This window comes from Xanthomonas sp. NCPPB 2250 (genome assembly GCF_056725265.1).
Genome location: NZ_CM161520.1, coordinates 1,206,104 through 1,226,797, shown reverse-complemented (window position 1 = coordinate 1,226,797; position 20,694 = coordinate 1,206,104). Strand labels below are relative to the sequence as shown.

General features: G+C 69.6%; 18 protein-coding genes. 14 read left to right on the top strand and 4 right to left on the bottom strand.

The window, feature by feature from the left end:
- The first annotated feature begins 2 nt into the window (after window positions 1-2).
- The 6 genes from AC1PMG_RS05150 (at window position 3) to AC1PMG_RS05125 (ending at window position 4,047) form a co-directional block, all read left to right on the top strand.
- The gene (locus tag AC1PMG_RS05150) at window positions 3-353 is read left to right on the top strand and encodes an ArsR/SmtB family transcription factor (RefSeq protein WP_184447052.1); all 351 of its coding nucleotides are present in this window, start codon (window positions 3-5) and stop codon (window positions 351-353) included.
- Complete coding sequence (locus AC1PMG_RS05145; protein WP_481110876.1) at window positions 350-1,180, top strand: MBL fold metallo-hydrolase; 831 nt, start codon at window positions 350-352, stop codon at window positions 1,178-1,180. Before AC1PMG_RS05150 ends, AC1PMG_RS05145 begins: the two co-directional genes overlap by 4 nt.
- 118 nt (window positions 1,181-1,298) lie before the next feature.
- The gene (gene modA, locus AC1PMG_RS05140; RefSeq protein WP_481110875.1) at window positions 1,299-2,078 is read left to right on the top strand and encodes a molybdate ABC transporter substrate-binding protein; all 780 of its coding nucleotides are present in this window, start codon (window positions 1,299-1,301) and stop codon (window positions 2,076-2,078) included.
- A gap of 9 nt (window positions 2,079-2,087) precedes the next feature.
- The gene (modB, locus tag AC1PMG_RS05135; RefSeq protein WP_481110874.1) at window positions 2,088-2,783 is read left to right on the top strand and encodes a molybdate ABC transporter permease subunit; all 696 of its coding nucleotides are present in this window, start codon (window positions 2,088-2,090) and stop codon (window positions 2,781-2,783) included.
- A gap of 28 nt (window positions 2,784-2,811) precedes the next feature.
- On the top strand, window positions 2,812-3,429 hold the full coding sequence (locus AC1PMG_RS05130) for a molybdenum ABC transporter ATP-binding protein (RefSeq protein ID WP_320744995.1): 618 nt from the start codon (window positions 2,812-2,814) through the stop codon (window positions 3,427-3,429).
- Window positions 3,430-3,489: 60 nt separating this feature from the next.
- Entirely contained in the window at window positions 3,490-4,047 is a 558-nt protein-coding gene (locus tag AC1PMG_RS05125; RefSeq protein ID WP_481110873.1) for a flavin reductase family protein, read from the top strand.
- A gap of 44 nt (window positions 4,048-4,091) precedes the next feature.
- Here AC1PMG_RS05125 and AC1PMG_RS05120 read toward each other — a convergent pair whose 3' ends face one another.
- From AC1PMG_RS05120 to AC1PMG_RS05110, 3 genes are read right to left on the bottom strand one after another with little or no spacing between them, the layout of a single operon-like run.
- Entirely contained in the window at window positions 4,092-4,688 is a 597-nt protein-coding gene (locus tag AC1PMG_RS05120) for a hypothetical protein (protein ID WP_342072817.1), read from the bottom strand.
- Window positions 4,685-6,130: a TonB family protein gene (locus AC1PMG_RS05115; RefSeq protein WP_481110872.1), complete on the bottom strand. Its 1,446-nt coding sequence runs from the start codon at window positions 6,128-6,130 to the stop codon at window positions 4,685-4,687. Before AC1PMG_RS05115 ends, AC1PMG_RS05120 begins: the two co-directional genes overlap by 4 nt.
- Window positions 6,120-6,488: a BlaI/MecI/CopY family transcriptional regulator gene (locus AC1PMG_RS05110; protein ID WP_010340889.1), complete on the bottom strand. Its 369-nt coding sequence runs from the start codon at window positions 6,486-6,488 to the stop codon at window positions 6,120-6,122. Before AC1PMG_RS05110 ends, AC1PMG_RS05115 begins: the two co-directional genes overlap by 11 nt.
- Window positions 6,489-6,687: 199 nt before the next feature.
- Between AC1PMG_RS05110 and AC1PMG_RS05105 the strand changes: the two genes are divergently transcribed.
- From AC1PMG_RS05105 to AC1PMG_RS05070, 8 genes are all read left to right on the top strand, one after another.
- The gene (locus AC1PMG_RS05105) at window positions 6,688-8,643 is read left to right on the top strand and encodes an acetyl-CoA hydrolase/transferase C-terminal domain-containing protein (protein WP_481110871.1); all 1,956 of its coding nucleotides are present in this window, start codon (window positions 6,688-6,690) and stop codon (window positions 8,641-8,643) included.
- A gap of 349 nt (window positions 8,644-8,992) precedes the next feature.
- Entirely contained in the window at window positions 8,993-10,114 is a 1,122-nt protein-coding gene (locus AC1PMG_RS05100; RefSeq protein ID WP_481110870.1) for a phosphatidylinositol-specific phospholipase C1-like protein, read from the top strand.
- 133 nt (window positions 10,115-10,247) lie between these two features.
- Window positions 10,248-12,986 carry a TonB-dependent receptor gene (locus tag AC1PMG_RS05095; protein WP_481110869.1) on the top strand — a complete coding sequence of 913 codons (2,739 nt, stop codon included), beginning with the start codon at window positions 10,248-10,250 and terminating at the stop codon, window positions 12,984-12,986.
- 297 nt (window positions 12,987-13,283) lie between these two features.
- Complete coding sequence (locus tag AC1PMG_RS05090) at window positions 13,284-13,718, top strand: hypothetical protein (RefSeq protein WP_481110868.1); 435 nt, start codon at window positions 13,284-13,286, stop codon at window positions 13,716-13,718.
- Window positions 13,719-13,844: 126 nt separating this feature from the next.
- Complete coding sequence (locus AC1PMG_RS05085; RefSeq protein WP_481110867.1) at window positions 13,845-14,576, top strand: DUF3348 domain-containing protein; 732 nt, start codon at window positions 13,845-13,847, stop codon at window positions 14,574-14,576.
- 10 nt (window positions 14,577-14,586) lie between these two features.
- Window positions 14,587-17,043, top strand: coding sequence for a DUF802 domain-containing protein (locus AC1PMG_RS05080; RefSeq protein WP_481110866.1), 2,457 nt, complete (start codon window positions 14,587-14,589; stop codon window positions 17,041-17,043).
- The gene (locus tag AC1PMG_RS05075; protein WP_481110865.1) at window positions 17,040-17,690 is read left to right on the top strand and encodes an OmpA family protein; all 651 of its coding nucleotides are present in this window, start codon (window positions 17,040-17,042) and stop codon (window positions 17,688-17,690) included. Before AC1PMG_RS05080 ends, AC1PMG_RS05075 begins: the two co-directional genes overlap by 4 nt.
- On the top strand, window positions 17,680-18,441 hold the full coding sequence (locus AC1PMG_RS05070) for a DUF2894 domain-containing protein (protein ID WP_481110864.1): 762 nt from the start codon (window positions 17,680-17,682) through the stop codon (window positions 18,439-18,441). Before AC1PMG_RS05075 ends, AC1PMG_RS05070 begins: the two co-directional genes overlap by 11 nt.
- Before the next feature lie 202 nt (window positions 18,442-18,643).
- Here the strand turns inward: AC1PMG_RS05070 and tkt are convergent, their stop codons facing one another.
- Window positions 18,644-20,644, bottom strand: a complete 2,001-nt coding sequence (tkt, locus tag AC1PMG_RS05065) for a transketolase (RefSeq protein WP_152181027.1) — start codon at window positions 20,642-20,644, stop codon at window positions 18,644-18,646.
- Between the last annotated feature and the right edge of the window lie 50 nt (window positions 20,645-20,694).

Genomic DNA, 20,694 nt, shown 5'->3' with positions numbered 1-20,694 from the left:
CCATGCCGCGCCGCGCCGCGCCCGCCCTGGATCCTGCCGCGATGCGCGCGCACGCCAGCGAGGCGGCGCGCCTGCTGAAGGCGCTCGGCAACGAGAAGCGGCTGCTGCTGCTGTGCCTGCTGGTGGACAGCGAACAATCGGTCGGTGAACTCAACGCACGTGTGGAGCTGAGCCAGTCGGCGCTGTCGCAACATCTGGCGCTGCTGCGCGAAGATGGACTGGTGCAGACCCGCCGCGACGGCCAGACCATCTATTATTCGCTGGTGCCCGGCCCGGTGCAGCGCATCCTCGAGGTGCTGCACGGCATCTACTGCAGCGCCGCGCCACCTGCCGCCACCAGGAGCGATCGATGAGCCAGCATCCGCACGTCCACGCCTTCCACCACGCCGGTTCCGGCACCTGGAGCTACGTGGTCGAGGACGGTCACGACGCCGCGGTGATCGACCCGGTGGTCGGCTACGACCCGCAGACCGGCGCACTGGACGACGCACCGGCGCAGGCGCTTGCCGCCTGCCTGGACGCGCGCGGGCTGCACCTGCGATGGATCCTCGAGACCCACGCCCACGCCGATCATGTCTCCGCTGCTCAGTGGTTCAAGCGACGCTGGCCGCAGGCGACGCTGGCGATCGGCGACGGCATCCGCGAGGTGCGCGCCCGTTTCGCGCCGCAGTTCGGCCTGGACGCAGAAGCGCAGGCACGCTGTGGCTTCGATCACCTGTTCGCGGATGGCGAGCGCTTCGCGATCGGCAGTGTGCAGGCGCAGGTGATCGCCGTGCCCGGCCACACCGGCGACAGCGTCGCCTACCTGATCGGCGATGCGCTGTTCCCGGGCGATTCGCTGTTCATGCCCGACAGCGGCACCGCGCGCTGCGATTTTCCCGGCGGCGACGCTGCCACGCTGTACCGCTCGATCCAGCGGCTGTACGCGCTGCCGGAGGCGACGCGCGTATTCGTGTGCCACGACTACGGCGCCGGCGGCCGCGCGGTCGCCTGCCAGACCAGCATCGGCGAACAGCGCCGCAGCAACATCCACGTGCGCGACGGCATCGACGAAGCGGCCTTCGTGGCCGTGCGCAAGGCGCGCGACGCAACGCTGACCGAGCCGCGGCTGATGCAGCCGTCGGTGCGCGCCAATATCCAGGCCGGCCGCACCGACGACCTGGCGCCCCCGGCGGCGTGAGCAGGCAGCGCGCCGCCGGCGCGCTAGGATGCGGAGCTGCGGCAGTGCTGCGCGACTGTGCTCGTGCGCACCGCCGCGCACTGCCGCACCGCCTCCCCCGCCCACCGCTGGAGTGACCATGACCCGACCGCTACGCCGCCTGCTGTGCCTGTGCACCTTGATCGTCGCCACCGCGATCACGCCGGTCTCGGCGCAGACGCCGCTGACCGTGTTCGCCGCCGCCAGCCTCAAGGAATCGCTGGACGAGGCCGCCAGTGCCTACCAGCGCGCCCATGGCACCCCCGTGCAGGTGTCCTATGCCGCCAGTTCCACGCTGGCCCGGCAGGTGGAACAGGGCGCACCGGCGGACGTGTTCGCGTCCGCCGACCAGGAATGGATGGACTACCTGCAGCAGCGCAAGTTGATCGATCCGGCGCTGCGCCGCGACCTGCTCGGCAACACCCTGGTGCTGGTGGCGCCGGCCGCCAGCAAGGCCCAGGTCGACCTGCGCCAACCGGGCGCCCTGCTCGCCGCGCTCGGTGCGCAAGGGCGTTTGGCGGTCGGCCAGACCGCCAGCGTGCCAGCCGGCAAGTACGCGCGCGCGGCGCTGCAGACGCTGGGCCAGTGGGACAGCGTGCAGCCGCGCCTGGCCGAGAGCGAGAGCGTGCGCAGCGCGCTGATGCTGGTGGCACGCGGCGAGGCGCCGCTGGGCATCGTCTACGGGTCCGACGCCCAGGCCGAACCGAAGGTGCGGGTGGTGGCGACCTTCCCGGCCGACAGCCACGCGCCGATCGTGTATCCGGTGGCGCCGCTGCGTGCGAGCCCGCAAGCCAAGGCCGCCGCCGATTTCGTACGCTGGCTGGGCACGCCACCGGCACAGGCGATCTTCCGTCGCCACGGTTTCTCGCCCGCCCACTGAGGTCCGCCGTTGTTCGACTTCACCGCGCAGGAACTGACCGCGATCGTGCTGAGCGTCAAGGTGGCGCTGGTCGCGGCGCTGGCCAGCCTGCCGTTCGCGGTGGCCTGCGGCTGGCTGCTGGCGCGGCGCCGCTTCTTCGGCAAATCGTTGCTGGACGCGCTGCTGCACCTGCCGCTGGTGATGCCGCCGATCGTCACCGGCTATGCGCTGCTGCAACTGTTCGGCCTGCAGGGCCCGATCGGCGGATGGCTGTTCGAGCACCTGGGCGTGCAGTTCGCGTTCCGCTGGACCGGCGCGGCGCTGGCCAGCGCGGTGATGGGCTTTCCGCTGATGGTGCGGGCGATCCGCCTGGCCCTGGAATCCACCGACCGCCGCCTGGAAGCGGCCGCCGCCACGCTCGGCGCCGGCCCATGGCGGGTGTTCTTCACCGTCACCCTGCCGCTGGCATGGCCCGGCGTGGTCGCCGGCGGCGTGCTCGGCTTCGCCAAGGCGCTGGGCGAGTTCGGCGCCACCATCACCTTCGTCTCCAACATCCCGGGACAGACCCAGACCCTGGCCTCGGCGATCTACAGCCTGCTGCAGGTGCCCGGCGCCGAAGCCGGCATCTGGCGGCTGGCGGCGGTGGCGCTGGCGATCTCGCTGGGCGCGCTGCTGGCTTCCGAGTGGCTGGTGCGACGTCAGCGCGGCACCGAGGTGGACGCATGAGCCGCGCAACCGCCCGGAGCCGACGCCGATGCTGAGCATCGACCTGCAGCTGCAGCGCGGCCGTTTCGCCCGCCACGTGCGCATCGAAGAACAGGCGCGCGTGGTCGCCCTGGTCGGTCCGTCCGGTGCGGGCAAGACCAGCCTGCTCAACGCCATCGCCGGCGTGCTGCCGCCGCGCAGTGGGCGCATCGCCATCGATGGCCGGGTGCTGTACGACAGCGCCGCCGGCATCGACCTGCCGGCGCACCGCCGCGGCATCGGCTACGTGTTCCAGGACGCGCGCCTGTTCCCCCACATGGACGTGCGCCGCAACCTCGGCTATGGCCGCCACGGCCGCGGCCGGCCGGCGCGCTTCGCACTGGATGCGGTGGTCGACCTGCTCGGCATCGGCGCCCTGCTCGGGCGGCGCCCCGACACGCTCTCCGGCGGCGAAGCGCAACGCGTGGCAATCGGGCGCGCACTGCTGTCGCAGCCGTCGCTGCTGCTGTTCGACGAACCGCTGTCGGCGCTGGACGCCGACCGCCGCAGCGAACTGATCCCCTACCTGCAGCGCGTGCGCGACGACGTGCGCCTGCCGATGCTCTACGTCAGCCATCAAGCCGAGGAAGTGGCACGCATCGCCGACGCGGTGCATCGGCTGGACTGACGGCGACACCGCGTTCACCGGAGCCGGCGAGACTGAAGTCCCCGCCACGGCAGACTTTGCATGCGCCGCTACCGCAAGCTCGACTTTCCCACGCAGGACGTCCGCCGCTTCCTCGAGCCGGGACCGGTGGTGCTGGTCAGTTCGGCCTGGAAGCAGCAGCGCGATGTGATGACGCTCGGCTGGCACATGGTGCTGGAGTTCTCGCCCTCGCTGCTGGCCTGCTGCATTTCCAGCGCCAACCACAGCTTCGCGCTGATCCGGCGCAGCAAGCAATGCGTGATCAACCTGCCCACCGCCGACCTGGTCGACACCGTGGTCGGCATCGGCAATACCAGCGGCGCGGACCTGGACAAGTTCGCGCACTTCGGCCTCACCGCGGTGCCCGCCACGCACGTGGCGGCGCCGCTGATCGCCGAGTGCTACGCCAGCTTCGAATGCCGCCTGCACGACGGCAGCCAGATCGGCAGGCACGGCCTGTTCGTGTGGGAGGTGGTCAAGGCGCACGTCGCCGCCTCGCCCAAGCGGCCGCGCACCCTGCACTACCGGGGCGACGGCCGCTTCATGCTGTCGGGCCCGGAAATCTCGCGGCGGCGCCTGTTCAAGCCGGAGATGCTGTAGACCAAGGCGTCGGACGATGATGCAAGGCGTGTCGCTCGCGGCGCTCAGCGCGCGCCGCTCACGCGTCCCGATTGCACGCTGGCCTTGCCCTGCCGGACCTCGAAGGTGAACGCATAGGCCAGCGTCACCGGCACCTCCTGCACCGACTGCGCATCGTCGCAACGCCCCTCCTGCGCCGGCCGCTGCGCCGGATCTGCATAAGTACAGATCGCCGCCGGCACGAAGCGCCACTGCGCGACCGCGTCCTGTACCGCCTGCAGCAGATCGGCCATCTCCGGCTGCGCGCCCGCGCCGCAATCCGGGCGATCGTCCAGCAGCGCGCTGCGTTCCACCGCGCCTTGCGCGGACAGGATCACCCGCACGCAGACCGTGGTCGGGGCCAGCGTGCGGCGCGGCGAATCGGTCGGCAACTGCGGCGTCGGCGCCAGCAGCGGTTGCGGCATGCGGAACACTTCCTGCGGCTGCATCCGATACGACTGCACCGCCGCCGCACCGGGCGCCGCGCCGAATCCTGTTTCCAGCATGCGCTGATCCACCGAGTCGATGCGCTGGGTCGGTTGTGGCGCCTCTTTCGCCGCGTGGCTGGCGCATCCGGAAAGGACCAACGCCAGCAGCATGCCAGCCCGCCCGTGCGCACTCATCGCACGGTCCGCGCCATGCCGCACAGCGGCGCGGCGCCGCCCTTGCCGGAGAACACCTTGTCGCACAAGCTCGCCAAGGTGTCGCCGGCATCCTCGCCGAGGCGATACCAGCGGTAGTTCGCAGCATCGGCGACGCCAGCCGGCGCCTGCTCGGGGTACATTTCCACATCGAACGCGACCGGAATCTTCAGGCGGCTGGCCACAGCGCGTCCGTGCGTAGTCGCTGGCGAGAAGCGCCACTTCCAGGCCGCGGTGACCGCGGCAGCATCCAAAACTGCGCTACCGCTGCCATGATCCAGCACGCTCACGGCGCTCGGCGCCCCGTGCGCATCCACATCGACCAGCAGGACCAGCTTACCGGAGACGCCCGCACGCACCGCTTCATCCGGGTATTTCGGAGGCGGCATGTCGATCACCTTTGCAGGTCGCGCTCCGGTCCGCGCGGCGACCACCGACGCCTGCTGCACCGATCGTGCCGACGTGCCATCCACCTCGCTCGCGACAAGATCGCGCGCCACGCCCGTGGCATCTGTTCCAGTTGGCAACGCCAGAGCCATTGCACTCCCGCTCAACGCGGCCAGCGTCACCGCCGCGAGGCCCAGACGACGCCGCCAACCACGCACCGCCGGGCGCCGCAGCAAGGCAATGCGCTGGCACAGGACGCTGCCCGCCTGCCAATGGCACCCCACCGGCAAGGCCAGCGCGTCCAACTGGGTCTGCAGCATCGCCTCGGCGTAGTGTCGGCGCGTGCCGGGATGGCGAACCAGCACTGCGGCATCGCAGGCCAGTTCCTGATCCAGGCGGAAGCGCGTGGCGGCCCAGTGCAGCAGCGGATTGAACCAGTACATGCAGCGCAGCACGGCGAGCAGCAGATTGCTGCGGGTATCGCCGCGGGCGATGTGCATGCGTTCGTGCGCCAGCACCAGTTGCGCCTGCGGCGGCGGATATCGTGAGGCGAAGTCCATCGGCACCACCACCTGCGGCCGCCACGCGCCCAGCACGAGCGGTCCATGCAGCGCATGCTCGGCGACCAGCACGCCATCCTCGCCAGGCTGCAAGCGACCCAGGCTGCGCCGGTAGCGGCGCTGCTGCCGCCACAATACAGCCGCCGAGGCCAGCGCACCCGCCAGCCACAACGACAACAACCAGACCGTGGCCTGTCCGCTCGCCGACACGCCGTCGCCTACCGACATCTGCGCCCGTGTCACGCCGACCAGCACCGCCGGCATGTCCAGCGCCAAGCCCGCCGGCAACGCTGGACGCCAGCCGCTAGGCAACAGTGCCGCCAGCAGCGCCAATGGCACCGCGATCCATAGCGCGTAGGCGATGCCGGCGCCGAACGCGCGCCGCATCGGCACGCGCAACGCCAGCACCGCCGCGATGGCCACGCTGACGACCAGCGCGGTACTCCCGAGGTCCCTCACGATCCCGTCAATGCTCATCGTCCAGCTCCTGGATCAGTCGTTTGAGTTCGGCGATATCGGCATCGCTGAGCTTGCCGCGTTCGCTGAAGTGCGCCACCAGCGGCGCGATACGGCCGCCGAACAGGCGGTCGAGCAGGCCTTCGCTCTGTTGCTGCACCCACTGCGCGCGCTGCAGCAGGGGCGTGTACAGATAGCGGCGGCCTTGTTTGTCGGCACGGATCGCGCCCTTGTTGAGCAAGCGGTTGAGCAGAGTCTTGACCGTGGGTTCGGCCCAGCCGCCATGGCCGGACAAGGCGGCGAACACCTCCTCGGCGCTGAGGGGGTGCCGCTCCCACAACACCTCCATGACCACGGCTTCCGCGTCGCTGATCGACATTTCGTTTACACCCGTAAATTTTAATTGATTACGCGCGTAAACAAAACACATGTCAAGCGTTTTTTGCGCAGCGGCCGATGCCCTGTCGATCGCCATGCCCCCCACGCCCGGAGCGCGTCGCCGACAGTCACGTGCGCCGCGGCACCGCGCACATCGCGCGCGCACCGATCGACGCAATCGCCGGCGCACCCTCTAAGCTATGCCGATGACCGATCATCTCGACGACCTCGACGCCGCTGCCGACCTGATCCTGCAGCGCATCGCCGGCCCGCTGCGCGTGGGCGCGCCGCTGGGCCTGGGCAAACCGCACCGCCTGCTCAATGCGCTGTACGACCGCGTCGAACCCGATCCGACGCGGCCGCTGCAGATCTACACCGCGCTCTCGCTCAATCCGCCGGCGCCCGGCGGTGGGCTGCAGGGCCGGTTCGCGCGGCCGTTCGTGCAGCGCCATTTCGGCGAGGATTTCCCGCGCCTGCGCTACGTGCAGGCGATGCAGCGCGATGCGCTGCCGGCGCACATCCAGGTCGAAGAGTTCTACATGCAGTCCGGCGCACTGCTGCGCTCGACCCAGGCCCAGCGCAGCTACACCAGCCTCAACTACACCCATGCCGCCGATGCGGTGGCGCAGCGCGCGCCGAACCTGATCGTGCAGAAGGTGGCGCGCGAACCCGACGGCACCCGGCTGTCGTTCTCGTGCAACAACGACATCACCCAGGACACCCTGGCCGCGGTGCAGCGGCGCGGCCTGCCGCGGCCGCTGCTGGTGGCCGAAGTGGATCCGCAGTTGCCCTGGATCGGCGGCTGCGCGGCGGTGGAGCCGAGCTTCTTCGACGTGGTGGTGACGCCGCCGGGGCCGTATCCGCGCCTGTTCGGGCTGCCGCGGCAGCCGGTCGCCGATGCCGATTACGCCATCGGCCTGTACGCCAGCACCCTGGTGCGCGACGGCGGCACCCTGCAGATCGGCATCGGCACCCTGGCAGACGCGCTGTGCCACGCGCTGGTGCTGCGGCATACCGACAACGCGCGCTACCGGCAGGTGCTGGCGGCGCTGGATCCAGAATTGGAGCGGCATCCGGCGGTACGCGAATGCGGCGGCCTGGATCCGTTCGCGGTCGGCCTGTTCGGCTGCAGCGAGATGCTCAACGAGGGGTTCCGGCAGCTGGTCCAGTGCGGGGTGATCCGGCGCAAGGTGCTCGACGACGCACCGCTGCTGCAGCGTGTGGCCGACGGCAGCGCCGCTGCACAGGACCTGCAGCGCCTGGAGCGCGAGGGCGAATACCTGCAGGGCGCGTTCTACCTGGGCTCGCCGGAGTTCTACGCCTGGCTGCGCGACATGGATCCGCAGGCGCGCGCGGCGATCGGCATGCGCCGCATCAGCGAGATCAACCAGCTCTACGGCGGCGAGGCGTTGCGCCGGGTACAGCGGCGCGAGGCGCGCTTCTTCAACTCGTGCATGATGGCCACCGCGCTCGGCGCGGCGGTGTCCGATGCATTGGACGATGGCCGCGTGGTGTCCGGCGTCGGCGGCCAGTACAACTTCGTGGCCATGGCGCACGCGCTCGACGACGCGCGCAGCGTACTCATGTTCCGCGCCGTCCGCAGCGATGCCGGCGCAACGCAGTCGAACGTGCGCTGGAACTACGGCCACACCACCATTCCGCGGCATCTGCGCGACCTCTACGTCAACGAGTACGGCATCGCCGACCTGCGCGGCCTGACCGACGAGGACTGCATCGCGGCGATGGTCGGGATCGCCGACGTGCAGGCCCAACCCGCGTTGCTGGAGACGGCGAAGGCCAACGGCAAGCTGGCCTCCGACTTCGCAGCATCCACGCACTGGCAACACAATCAGGCTGCGCGCGTGCGCGACGCGCTGGCGCCGTTCCGCCGCGACGGCACCCTGCCCGACTATCCGCTGGGCAGCGATTTCACCGAGGTCGAGCAGCGCCTGCTGCGCGCTCTGTCCTGGCTGCAGCAGCACACCGCGAGCACCGGCGCCAAGCTGAAGACGGTGGCCAGCGCGGTGCTGGCGCGTCCCGCGGCGGATGCCGCCTGCATGCAGCGCATGGGGCTGGACGCGCCGCGCAGCCTCGGCGAACGGCTGGAAGCGACGTTGCTGGCATTCGCCCTGCAGCGCACGCGCACGCCGCAGTGACGCACGCGCAGCAACGGCAGGGAGCCATCCGGTGACGCAGGATTTACGTGTAGAAGCGGCTCGACGTGCCTCGAGCCATCAGCCGCAACGCGCGCGATCGGGAATGCCCGTCGCGGCTGAGCCGCTCTCGCAAGAAAGAGAACGCTTCGCGCTGAGTTGCGGTTAAAGCGCGTCGTCCACCCGCCACGACAACGTGACGACGGTCATGCATGCATCGGACACCGCGCACGGTCGTGGCACGCCGTCGGCCATGACACGATTTGGCAACACCCGCGTCAACTGCACTCGGGATGCTGTCGAGATATCGTTACCAAGCGTGACCACGATGTTCCCCCAACGTTCTGTCCCGATGTCGTCGAAACTGCGCAGCGCGCCAGCTGCGCTGCGCGCCCTGCTGGTGGTGTTGGCGCTGTTGCCATTTGCGCTGCGCGCCGCACCCAGGCTTAGCGACCTGCAGTACATCGGCAGCCACAACAGCTACCACGCCGGCTTCGCGCCCAGCGAAGCGGCGCTGTGGCAGCGCCTGGACCCGGCGACGTTCGCGGCGCTGGACTATCGGCATCCGCCGTTGACGCAGCAACTGGACGACGGCGTGCGCCAGATCGAACTGGACATCTACGCCGACGCCAAGGGTGGGCGCTACGCGCACCCGGCGATGATCGACCAGCTCGCCAAGGCCGGGCTGCCGCCGGCTCCGCCGATCGCCGCGCCGGGCGTGATGCAGCGACCGGGCTTCAAGGTCATGCACATCCAGGATCTCGACCAGCGCAGCACCTGCCAGCCGCTGCTGGCCTGCCTGCGCGAGGTGCGGGCGTGGTCGCAACGGCACCCCGGGCATCTGCCGATCTTCATCCTGCTGGAAACCAAGCAATCGTCCGTGCCGGCAGCATTTCCCACGGTGCAGCCGGAACCGTTCGACGGCAAGGCGCTGGACGCGCTGGACGCCGAACTGCGCTCGGTGTTCGCCCCGAACGACTACATCAGCCCCGACCAGGTACGCGGCAGCGCGGCCACGCTCAACGCTGCCGTGCTCGCGCAGGGCTGGCCGGCGCTCTCCGCGGCGCGCGGCAAGGTGGTGTTCCTGCTCGACCAGCGTGCGGTCGGCCCGGCCTATCTCGCCGGCCATCCGTCCTTGCGCGGCCGCGTGTGTTTCACCAACGCCGATCCCGGCGCCGACGATGCCGCCTTTGTCGAGCGCAACGACGGCAGCGCCGACGAGATCGCGACGCTGGTGAAGGCCGGCTACCTGGTGCGCACCCGCACCGACGCCGACCTCAAGGAAGCCCTGCGCAACGACACCGCGCGGCGCGACGCCATGCTCGCCAGCGGCGCGCAACTGCTCAGCACCGATTTTCCCGATCACGAGCCCGCAGCCTCCGGCTACGTGGTGCGCTTTCCCGGCGACGCCGTCGCCCGCTGCAATCCGCAGCGTCCGCAGGCCGACTGCCACGGCGTCGACCTGCACCACTGAATGCCATTGGCCGCACGACGTCGCGGCCACGCCCCACACGTACGCAATGGAAGGCCTGGGCGATCCGCGCGCCGGCATCGGCGTGTCCGGACTTCGGATCGCAACCGCTGTTTCCCCCAACGAGCCGCCCCCCATGCTCCCGATCCATCGCCCCCGCCCCCTGTGCTGTGCCATCGCCCTCGCGCTTGCGCTCTCGCCGGCCGCCCATGCCAGCGACGCCACTGACGCCACTGACGCCAGCGCGCGTACCACCACCCTGGACTCGGTCAACGTCCAGGCCGCGCAGGCCACCGTGCCCGGATCGCTGGACGAACAGCGCCTGTCCAACGGCGTCAACAGCGTGATGAGCAAGCAGCAGATCGACGCGATTCCCTCGGCCGGCATCGCCGACGTGGTCGCGCACCTGCCCGGCCTGTCGGCCTACAGCGACATGCACCTGGGCCAAGCCACCACCGGCGAGAACGCCTACGTCAGCATCCGCGGCCTGGATGCCAGCTACAACAGCTACCGTCTCAACGGCTTCGGCATGCCCGAGACCGATTCGTCTACGCGTGCGATCTCGCTGAACATGTTGGCGCCGTTCGGCATCCAGTCGGTCAAGGTCTCCAAGTCGCCGACCCCGGACCTGCCGGGCGACGCGATCGGCGGCGCGATCGACATGCGCACGCCCAGCGCGTTCGACTTCGACGGCGACTTCTACGGCAAGACCACCACGCAAGGCCAGTTCAACGCACTCGCCTCCGACCTCGGCGGCAAGCACACCGGCGGCACGGTGCAACAGGAGCTGGCCTGGAAGTTCGGCGACGACCACGCGTTCGGCGTCTATGCCTCGGCCTACTACGGCAAGAACAACAACATGGCGCAGGCCCCGGCGCCCAACAGCGCGTACTTCCCGGCGGATCCGGCGCAGGCCAAGGCAGTGGATCTGCGCGATGTCGGCCCGCTGCTCAGCGCCCGCTACAAGTACAGCGTCTACACCAGCCAGATCGAGCGCTACGGCGGCAATCTCGCCTTCGACTGGCAGGGCGAGCACACCACCCTCTTCGCGCGCGCCATCTACGGCAGCTACAACGTCACCGGCCAGCAGGACCAATCCAGCGCACGCCTGGAAACCGTCAACAACCAGCCGACCGCGGTGCGCGGCGGCTACTTCAACACCCACGACATCAAGGAAACCCTGGCCACGCTGCAGTTGGGCGGGCAGACCACGCTGGATCGCCTGCGCTTCGATTACGGCAGTTCCTTCGGCCGCGGCACCCGCAGCCGCCCGGACTACGTCGCCGCGAGCCTGTACGGTTTCACCCCGGGCAGCTTCGCGTTCGACCTGAGCGACCCGACCTATCCGAGCATCGGCCCGAGCTCGCCGGCCCTGAAGAATTTCTTCTACAGCCTGGATTCGGCGCTGTTCTGGAAGACCCAGGGCCACGATGCCGGCAGCCACGACAACCGCGCCAGCGCGCATGCCGACATCAGCTACCGCGTGGACGGCGACGTGCTCGACGAGGTCAAGACCGGCCTGTCGCTCGATCACGCCGACCGCGGCTCCTACGATCACCCGTTCTTCCACAAGGACGGCAACTTCGTCTACAACGGCCCGTATTTCGGCGGCCCCAACTACGTGTTCCCCAACGCCGGCGGCCCGCCGCTGAGCGCCCTGCCCGGCCGCCTCACCTATGCGGCGTTCGATGGCCACTACGCCGGCCCGTTCAAGATCCTCGACCGCGACTGGGTGCGCACGCAGGCGGTACCGTACAAGTACGTCAACGATCCCAACGGGGCTGGCGTCTATACCGCCAACGACTACAACGCCAACACCACCTCCAGTACCGAGGCGATCTACGCCGGCTACGCGATGGCGACGCTGCATGTCGGCGCGGTGACCCTCCTGCCCGGCGTGCGCTACGAACTGACCCGCTACTCCGCCGATGCCTGGCAATCGAACGGCGACGGCATCAACGGCCGTTTCGTCGGCAGCGGCCGCACCTATGGCGAAGTATTGCCGGGCATCAGCCTCAACTACCGCCCGGACGAGCTGACCGTCTACCGCGCCTCGCTGCGGCGCAGCTTCAGCCGCCCGGCGTTCGGGCTGATCTCCGGCGAGACCGTGTACACGGTCGACCCCACCCAGAAGGTCATCGGCATCTCCAAACCCAATCCCGACCTGCAGCCGAGCAAGGCCGACAACGCCGACCTGTCCGCGGAGTTCTACGACCGCAACGGCGGCGTGCTCAGCGCCTCGACCTACTACAAGCGCATCACCGGCTTCATCTACACCTCGCAGTCGGCGACCAGCAACGACAACACGCTCGGCGGCCTGGTCCCGACCGGTACCACCTTCGAGGACGGCGTGCCGGTGACCATGCCGCAGAACGGCGGCACCGCGACGCTGTACGGCCTGGAACTGGCCGGCAGCAAGCGCCTGCAGGACCTGCCTGGGTTCTGGAGCAACTTCGGCATCGCCGCCAACCTGACCCTGCAACACAGTTCCGCCGACAGCAAGCGCACCGACCAGCCCGAAAAGACCTGGCTGCCGCGTGCGCCCGAGCGCATCTACAACCTGGACCTGTTCTACGACGACAGCCGCCTGCGCGCCGACCTGAGCTACAACTACACCGGCCTGCAACTGCTCGGCCTGACCAGCGACCGGCTCAACTACTACCTGCAGCCGGTCAAGTCGCTGGACTTCACCGCCACCTACCACCTGCCGCACGGCATCGACGTCGGCGTCGCCGCCAAGAACCTGCTGAATTCGGCCACGTTCTACGAGACCCAGGGCAAGTCCACCCGCTACATGGCCTACGACCCCGGTGCCGATGGCGCCTACGTGGAAACGGGGCGTGTGTACATGCTCACGCTGAGCTATACATACTGACGCTGCAGCCGACTGCGGCGCTGTGCCGATGCGTTGCGGGCAAACCGCCCGCAACGCATCGGGCAGGATCCGCCAGGACCGCGATCCATCTTCGAAGGCGAAGCCTGACGCAAGCAATGTTTGGAGGTGAGGCAGTTCCGCGCGAACGGCATCGCGTTCCTCGGCCTGGAGCCCCGTACATCTACGGACATTTCCCGATCCCGAATACGCCGGCGCACAGAGACAGTGACTGCGCGCCGATCATGCCTGCATGGGCGCAAGCCGATCACCCATCCCATTGCGCCCAAGGATCCTTCGATGAACATGCGCCCATCGCCCCGCGCTCTTCTGCTCGTGCTGTCGACCCTCCTGCCCTTTGCTGCGCTGGCCGCTCCGCCCGCCACCGTTGCCAGTTGCGCGGGCATCGCCGCTGCCTATCCGACGGACCTCGGTCCGCGTTGCAACAGCAACTACGCGAAGATCAATCACCAGCCGCAAGACGCCGCGCAGCGCCTGCAGACCTACTATACGCGCGTGGAAGTGCTGAAGATCTTCAGGAAAGCCCTGTTGTGCAATGGGCTGTATGGCGCCGGGGCATCGGCGCAGCAGCGCTTCGGCAGCGGCGAAAACGGCCATCTGCAGGCACTGGCCAATCTCTACCAGAACATGCAGAACGACCCGAACCGCCCCGCGGCGCTGTATACCGCTGCCGATCTGAAAGGCATCAAGATGAACAAGCCGCAGTGCAAATGAGGCAACGCATTCGCACCGAACGCCAGACGCGCTGAGGTCGCTGGCGCCCCCTTGCGGGTCGGCATCGGCCGCCTCCGGGCAGCCGATGTCATTCGCGTGTAAAATTGCGGGTTTTTGACCACTCACATGGCGAAAGCCCCTCCACGGGCGCCCGTCCCGGGCCCGGCCTTCATTCGCCTGCTGGCGCGCCTGAGCGATGCGTCGATGCCCGCGTCCAGCCCTGCGCTGGCCGACCGGCTCGGCCAATGGATCGACTGGAACCGCGCGGTGGCGGTGTCGCGCGCGCTGGACGGCAAACTGCCCGAGCCTGCCGAGGACGCCCCCGAGGCGCCGGAACCGTCGGCCCTGGAGGCCGAATGCGGCCGCGTGCGCGCTGCGCTGGAAGAGAGCATCGCGCTGGACATCGCCAAGGAGACCGGCAAGCCCGTGGGCAAGCGCCAGCACGACCCCGACGCACCGATCGACTACGCGCCGTTCCGCCAGCGCTACCAGACGCTGCAGCGCGCGATGCTCACCGCCACCGGGCGCCTGCGCGGCCTGCTGCGCGATGCCCTGGTCCCGCTCTCGCCGGACATGGCGCGGCTGGCCGAGGTCGATGCGGTGATGGAACTGACCCTCAGCCCGCGCGAGCAAACCCTGCTGGCGACGGTGCCCAACCTGCTGGAAGCGCATTTCCAGCGCCTGCGCGCCACCGCCGCGCACACCCCCGATCCATCCCTGACCGACGTTCCGCCGGCGCCTGCCGACACGGCCTGGCTGGACCTGTTCCGCCAGGACCTGCACAGCGTCCTGCGCGCCGAACTGGACATCCGTTTCCATCCCATCGAAGCGCTGCTCGCCGCGCTTCGCAGCCGTTGATCCGATCCTCATGCCCAAGACCCTGCTCCATTCCGTCCTGTTCCTCGCCGGCCTTGCCGTGGTCTGCTGGATCGGCGTCGGCTATCTCGGCTCCAACCCGCTGGGCGCAAGCTTTGCCGCGCTGATCGGCCTGTGCTACCTGGCCGGCATCGCCGAGCTGTACCGCTACCGCCAGGCCACGGCGACCCTGCACACCGCGCTGAGCGACGCCGAGGCCGCGCGCAGCGATCTGGGCGGCTGGCTGCAACGGCTGCACCCGAGCCTGCGCAACGCGGTGCGCCTGCGCATCGAAGGCGAACGCGCGGCCCTGCCGGTGCCGGCGCTGACCCCGTACCTGGTCGGCCTGCTGGTGCTGCTGGGCATGCTCGGCACCTTCCTGGGCATGATGGCGACGTTGCGCGGTACCGGCCTGGCACTGGACAGCGCCACCGATCTGAATGCCATCCGCGCCTCGCTGGCGGCGCCGCTGAAGGGCCTGGGCTTCGCCTTCGGCACCTCCATCGCCGGCGTCGCCGCCTCGGCGATGCTCGGCCTGCTCGCCGCGCTGTGCCGGCGCGAGCGCCTGCAGGCGGTGCAGCACCTGGACCTGCACGCGGCGACCGCGCTGCGCACGCATTCGCTGGCCTACCAGCGCAACGAGGCCTTCAAGCTGCTGCAGACCCAGGCCACGCTGATGCCCGGCCTGATCGAGCGCATGCAGACGATGATGGCGGCGCTGGAACAGCACAGCGCAGTCAGCGGCGAACGCCTGGCCAGCAGCCAGGACGCCTTCCACAGCCGCACCGAGGCCGCCTACACGCGCCTGGCCGGGGCGGTCGAACACGCCCTGCAGGCCGGTGTGGCCGCGCACGCGCGGGCGTTCGGCGACGCGCTGGAACCGGTGGTGCAACGCACGCTGGACGGCGTGGCGCGCGAGACCGCCGCGCTGCAGGACAGCGTCGGCCAGGCGGTGCAGCGGCAACTGGACGGCCTGGCCAGCGGCTTCGCCCAGGCCGCCGAGCAGGCCACGCAGCGCTGGGACAGCGCGCTGGCCGAACAGCAACGCGTCAACGGCGCGCTGCTGCAGGAACTGGGCAGTGCGCTGCAACGCGCCGGCGATGGTCTGGAACAGCGCGCCACCAGCCTGGTGGAGGCGACCGCAATACGCCTGCAGGCCGCCAGCGACGACGCCAGGCGGGCCTGGAGCGAGGCGATGGCGCAGCAACGCGAGGCGAACGACGGCCTCGCTGCGCGCCAGGTGCAGGCACTGGACACGGTGGCCAGCCGCCTGGATGCCACCGCCGAAGCCGCACAGCAGAGCTTGAACACGGCGCTGGAACAGCAGCGCGAGGCCAACGCGGCCTTGGTCGCACGCAACGCGCAGGCACTGGACACCGTGGCGACGCGCCTGGACGCCACCGCCGAGGCCGCACAGCAGGGCTGGGACGCTGCGCTGGCACAGCAGCGCGCGATCAACGACACCCTCGCCACGCACAACACGCAGGCGCTGGAGGCCGTGGCGACCCGCCTGGACGCCACCGTCGAGGCCGTGCAACAGGCGTGGAGCGCGGCGCTGGCGCAGCAACGCGAGGTCAACGAGGCCCTGGCCGCGCGCAACGCGCAGGCACTGGACACCGCCGCGGCCAGCCTGGAACAGCGTGCCGCCGCCCTCGCCGAGACGCTGCAGCATGCCCATGCCGACCTGCAGGAGGCGCTGGAAGCGCGCGACCAGGCGCGTCTGCATGCCTGGACCGACAGCTTCGCCAGCATGGCCGCGACCCTCGGCGGACAGTGGGAGCACCATGGCGAGCGCATCGCGCAGCGCCAGCAGGAGATCTGCAGCACGCTGCAGGAGACCGCCGCGGCCATGTCCGAACAGAGCCAGGCGCAGGCGCGCGACACCATCGCCGAGATCGAACGACTGGTGCAGGTGGCCTCGGAAGCGCCGAAGGCCGCGGCCGACGTGGTCGCGGAATTGCGCCAGAAGCTTTCCGACAGCATGGTCCGCGACACTGCCATGCTCGACGAGCGCAATCGCCTGCTGGCCACGCTGCAGACCCTGCTGGACGCGGTCAACCACGCGTCCACCGAACAGCGCAGCGCGGTGGACGCCCTGGTCGCGACCTCGGCCGATCTGCTCGAGCGCGTCGGCAGCCGCTTCACCGACCAGATCGACGCCCAGACCGGCAAGCTCGACGACGCCGCCGCGCAGGTCGTCGCCGGTGCCACCGAGGTGGCCAGCCTGGGCGACGCGTTCTCCGGCGCGGTGCAGGCCTTCGGCGAATCCAACGCCGCGCTGCTGGAACGCCTGCAGGGCATCGAGCAGGCGCTGGACAAGTCGCTGGCGCGCAGCGACGAGCAACTGGCCTACTACGTGGCGCAGGCGCGTGAGGTGATCGACCTGAGCATGCTCTCGCAGCAGCAGATCACCGAGGAATTGCGCCAGCTCGCCGCGCGCCAGGCGCCCGACCAGGCCGACGCAGCATGAGCGACGAACTGGAACTGGACGCCGACAACGGCGCCCCGGTCTGGGCGGTGTTCGGCGACCTGATGTCGGTACTGCTCGGCGCCTTCGTGCTGATCCTGATCGGCGTGATCGGCGTGCAACTGCAGCTGTCGAACAAGCTGGACGCGGAGATGCGCCAGCGCCAGCTTGAAGCGCAGCAGCGCAAGACGCTGGAACAGGCGCTGGCCGCGCCGCTGGCGGCCGGCCGGGTGACCCTGGTCGACGGCCGCATCGGTATCCGCGGCAACGTGCTGTTCGCGCTGAACTCCGACCAGTTGCAGCCGGAAGGCCGCGATCTGCTGAAGAGCCTGGCCGCACCACTGGCTGACTACCTCAAGGCGCGCGACGAGATCCTGATGGTCAGCGGTTTCACCGACGACCGCCAGGTGCGCGAGAGCAACCGCCAGTTCGCCGACAACTGGGAACTGTCGGCCGAGCGCGCATTGACCGTGACCCGCGCACTGATCGAGGCCGGCGTACCGGCCGATGCGGTCTTCGCCGCGGCCTTCGGCGCGCAGCAACCGGTGGCGCCGAACAGCGACGAGGCCGGACGCGCCAGCAACCGCCGCGTTGAGATGGCGCCGCTGCCGCGCATGCGCAAGAGCGCCGCGTCACCGCATGGGCACTGATCCGACTCCCGCCGCCGATCGCCTCGCCGCCTGGCGCGCCCAGCATGCCGAGCGGCTGGACCCGCTGCGCTTTCGCTTCCTCGAAGCGCTGGCGCACCGCACCGAGGCGCAGCAGGGCAAGGCGCGCGAACTGCTGGAGCAGAAGCTGTCCGCCCTGCTCGACGCCTACGCCGCGGCACTGGCCGCGGCACCGCAAGGTGCTGGCGATGCCGAGGCCGACGCGGCGGTGCGCGCGATGCAACCCGGCCCGCTCGGTGCCTTGCTGGCGCAGTCCCGCCCTGCGACTGCGGCGGCCACCGCCCGCAGCGGCCAGGACACCGACGTCGGCGCCCATGTGGATACCGACACCGAGACGTCCAAGGCGACCGGCGCAATCGATGCAGACGCCGCTGCACCGTCGCACTCGCCGGCAGCAAGCGCCGCAGCGCGCCTTGCCGCACCACAGTTGCCCGCCGTCGAAGACGCGCGCCGGCTGTGGACAGAACTGCGCAGCCGCAGCCAATTGCGGCAGTCGCTGCAACCGGCACCCACCGACGCCGGCCCGCTCAACTCCGGCGTGCTGGTGCATCGTGCACTGGCGCTGATGCGCACGCTCTCCCCCGGCTACCTGCAGCACTTCCTGTCCTACGTCGATGCACTGTCCTGGCTGCAGCAACTGCACGACGGCGGCGCACTGGCGAAGCCGCAGCAACCCGGCAGCGCCGCCGGCAAACCGGCAGCACCCCGCAGCAAGCCGCGCAAGCGCGGTTGATCGCATCGCCGGCGCATGCGTTGCCGTAGGAGCGGCTCTTGTCCCCTTTTTCGGGATCAGCCGCGACAGGCGTTGCTGGGAATCGCGGTCGCGGCTGAAGCCGCTCCTACGAGATGCGCGTTCCCTCCTGCGGCACACACCATCCAGGCAAGAAAAAGGCCGGCATACGCCGGCCTTTTTCGTCACCTGTCGTGGAACCGGCTTACAGCGCCTTCGCCGCCGCCACCACGTGCTCGGCGGTGATCTGGAAGTGCTTGTACAGCACGTTCGCCGGCGCCGAGGCGCCGAAGCTGTCGATGCCGACCACGGCGCCGTCCAGGCCCACGTAGGCGCGCCAGAACGCGGTGACACCGGCTTCCACCGCCACGCGCTTGCGCACCGCCGACGGCAGTACCGACTCGCGGTACGCGGCGTCCTGGCGATCGAACACGTCGGTGCAGGGCATCGACACCACGCGGGTCTTCAGGCCCGCGGCATCCAGCGCCTGCTTGGCTTCCACCGCCAGGCCCACCTCCGAACCGGTGCCGATCAGGATCACGTCGGGCGTGCCGCCCTCGGCATCGGCCAGCACGTAACCGCCACGCTCGATCAGCTTGATCTGCGCCTCGGTGCGAGCCTGGAATGGCAGGTTCTGGCGGCTGAATACCAGGCAGCTCGGGCCGTCCTTGCGGGTGATCGCGGCCTTCCAGCTCACCGCCGACTCCACCGTGTCGCAGGGGCGCCACACGTCGTTGTTGGGGATGTAGCGCAGCGACGCCAGGTGCTCCACCGGCTGATGGGTCGGGCCGTCCTCGCCCAGGCCGATCGAGTCGTGGGTGTAGACGTGGATCGCGTGCGCCGGGATCAGCGCGCTCATGCGCACGCCGTTGCGCGCGTAGTCGCTGAACACCAGGAAGGTGGCGTCGAACGGAATGAAGCCGCCATGCAGCGCCAGGCCGTTGGCGATGGCGGTCATGCCGAACTCGCGCACGCCGTAGTACACGTAGTTGGCGTTCGGATCGTCCGTGGCGACCGACTTGCTGGCCTTCCACAGGGTCAGGTTGGAATGCGCCAGGTCGGCCGAACCGCCGACCAGTTCCGGCAGCAGCGGCGCGAACGCCTCGATCGCCATCTGCGAGGCCTTGCGCGAGGCGATGGTCTGGCCTTCGGCGGCCTGCTTGGCGATGTAGGCGTCGGCCTGGGCGAGGAAGTCTTCCGGCAGCTCGCCATGCGAGCGGCGGGTCAGTTCCGCGGCTTCGGCCGGGTACTGCTTGGCGTACTTGTCGAAGGCCAACTCCCACTCGGCCTGGCGCAACGTACCGGCACCGCCGGCGCGCCAGCCGTCGTAGATTTCCTGCGGAATCTCGAACGGCGCGTACGGCCAGTTCAGCGCCTTGCGCGCGCCTTCCAGTTCTTCCTTGCCCAGCGCGGCACCGTGCGAGGATTCCTTGCCGGCCTTGGTCGGCGCACCGAAGCCGATCGTGGTGCGGCAGCACAGCAGGGTCGGCTTCTCGCTCTCGGCGATCGCCGCCTCGATCGCGGCCTTGACCGCGTCGGCGTCCTGGCCGTCGACATCACGAATCACGTGCCAGCCGTAGGCCTCAAACCGCGCTGGGGTGTCGTCGCTGAACCAGCCGGCGGTGTTGCCGTCGATGGAGATATGGTTGTTGTCCCAGAACGCGACCAGCTTGCCCAGGCCCCAGGTGCCGGCCAGCGAGGCGGCCTCGTGGGACACGCCTTCCATCATGCAGCCGTCGCCCATGAACACCCAGGTGCGGTGGTCGACGATCTGGTGCTCGGGGCGGTTGTAGCGCTGCGCCAGCAACTTCTCGGCCAGCGCAAAACCGACTGCGTTGGCGAAGCCCTGGCCGAGCGGACCGGTGGTGGTCTCCACCCCCGGGGTCTCGCTGCGCTCCGGGTGGCCGGCGGTCTTGCTGTGCAGCTGGCGGAAGCGCTTGAGCTCCTCGATCGGCAGGTCGTAGCCGGACAAGTGCAGCAGCGCGTACTGCAGCATCGAACCATGGCCGTTGGACAGCACGAAGCGGTCGCGGTTGAACCAGTGCGGATTGTTCGGGTTGTGGCTGAGGAAGTCGTTCCACAGCACTTCGGCGATGTCCGCCATGCCCATCGGCATGCCGGGATGGCCGGAATTGGCGGCCTCGACCGCATCGGCGGCAAGGAAACGGATCGCGTTGGCGAGTTCGCGGCGGGTAGGCGTCGTCATGAGGGATCTGTCGGAAGCGGGCGCGTGGCGTCGGGCCCACTATTGTCCCA

Bases quoted from the DNA above. Each gene is read 5' to 3' on its own strand.
- tkt (WP_152181027.1), bottom strand. From the start codon at position 20,644: ATGACGACGCCTACCCGCCGCGAACTCGCCAACGCGATCCGTTTCCTT.
- AC1PMG_RS05110 (WP_010340889.1), bottom strand. From the start codon at position 6,488: ATGTCGATCAGCGACGCGGAAGCCGTGGTCATGGAGGTGTTGTGGGAG.
- AC1PMG_RS05070 (WP_481110864.1), top strand. From the start codon at position 17,680: ATGGGCACTGATCCGACTCCCGCCGCCGATCGCCTCGCCGCCTGGCGC.
- AC1PMG_RS05075 (WP_481110865.1), top strand. From the start codon at position 17,040: ATGAGCGACGAACTGGAACTGGACGCCGACAACGGCGCCCCGGTCTGG.
- AC1PMG_RS05105 (WP_481110871.1), top strand. From the start codon at position 6,688: ATGCCGATGACCGATCATCTCGACGACCTCGACGCCGCTGCCGACCTG.
- AC1PMG_RS05150 (WP_184447052.1), top strand. From the start codon at position 3: ATGCCGCGCCGCGCCGCGCCCGCCCTGGATCCTGCCGCGATGCGCGCG.
- AC1PMG_RS05145 (WP_481110876.1), top strand. From the start codon at position 350: ATGAGCCAGCATCCGCACGTCCACGCCTTCCACCACGCCGGTTCCGGC.
- modA (WP_481110875.1), top strand. From the start codon at position 1,299: ATGACCCGACCGCTACGCCGCCTGCTGTGCCTGTGCACCTTGATCGTC.
- AC1PMG_RS05125 (WP_481110873.1), top strand. From the start codon at position 3,490: ATGCGCCGCTACCGCAAGCTCGACTTTCCCACGCAGGACGTCCGCCGC.
- AC1PMG_RS05090 (WP_481110868.1), top strand. From the start codon at position 13,284: ATGAACATGCGCCCATCGCCCCGCGCTCTTCTGCTCGTGCTGTCGACC.
- AC1PMG_RS05120 (WP_342072817.1), bottom strand. From the start codon at position 4,688: ATGAGTGCGCACGGGCGGGCTGGCATGCTGCTGGCGTTGGTCCTTTCC.
- AC1PMG_RS05115 (WP_481110872.1), bottom strand. From the start codon at position 6,130: ATGAGCATTGACGGGATCGTGAGGGACCTCGGGAGTACCGCGCTGGTC.
- AC1PMG_RS05100 (WP_481110870.1), top strand. From the start codon at position 8,993: ATGTCGTCGAAACTGCGCAGCGCGCCAGCTGCGCTGCGCGCCCTGCTG.
- AC1PMG_RS05095 (WP_481110869.1), top strand. From the start codon at position 10,248: ATGCTCCCGATCCATCGCCCCCGCCCCCTGTGCTGTGCCATCGCCCTC.
- AC1PMG_RS05080 (WP_481110866.1), top strand. From the start codon at position 14,587: ATGCCCAAGACCCTGCTCCATTCCGTCCTGTTCCTCGCCGGCCTTGCC.
- AC1PMG_RS05085 (WP_481110867.1), top strand. From the start codon at position 13,845: ATGGCGAAAGCCCCTCCACGGGCGCCCGTCCCGGGCCCGGCCTTCATT.
- AC1PMG_RS05130 (WP_320744995.1), top strand. From the start codon at position 2,812: ATGCTGAGCATCGACCTGCAGCTGCAGCGCGGCCGTTTCGCCCGCCAC.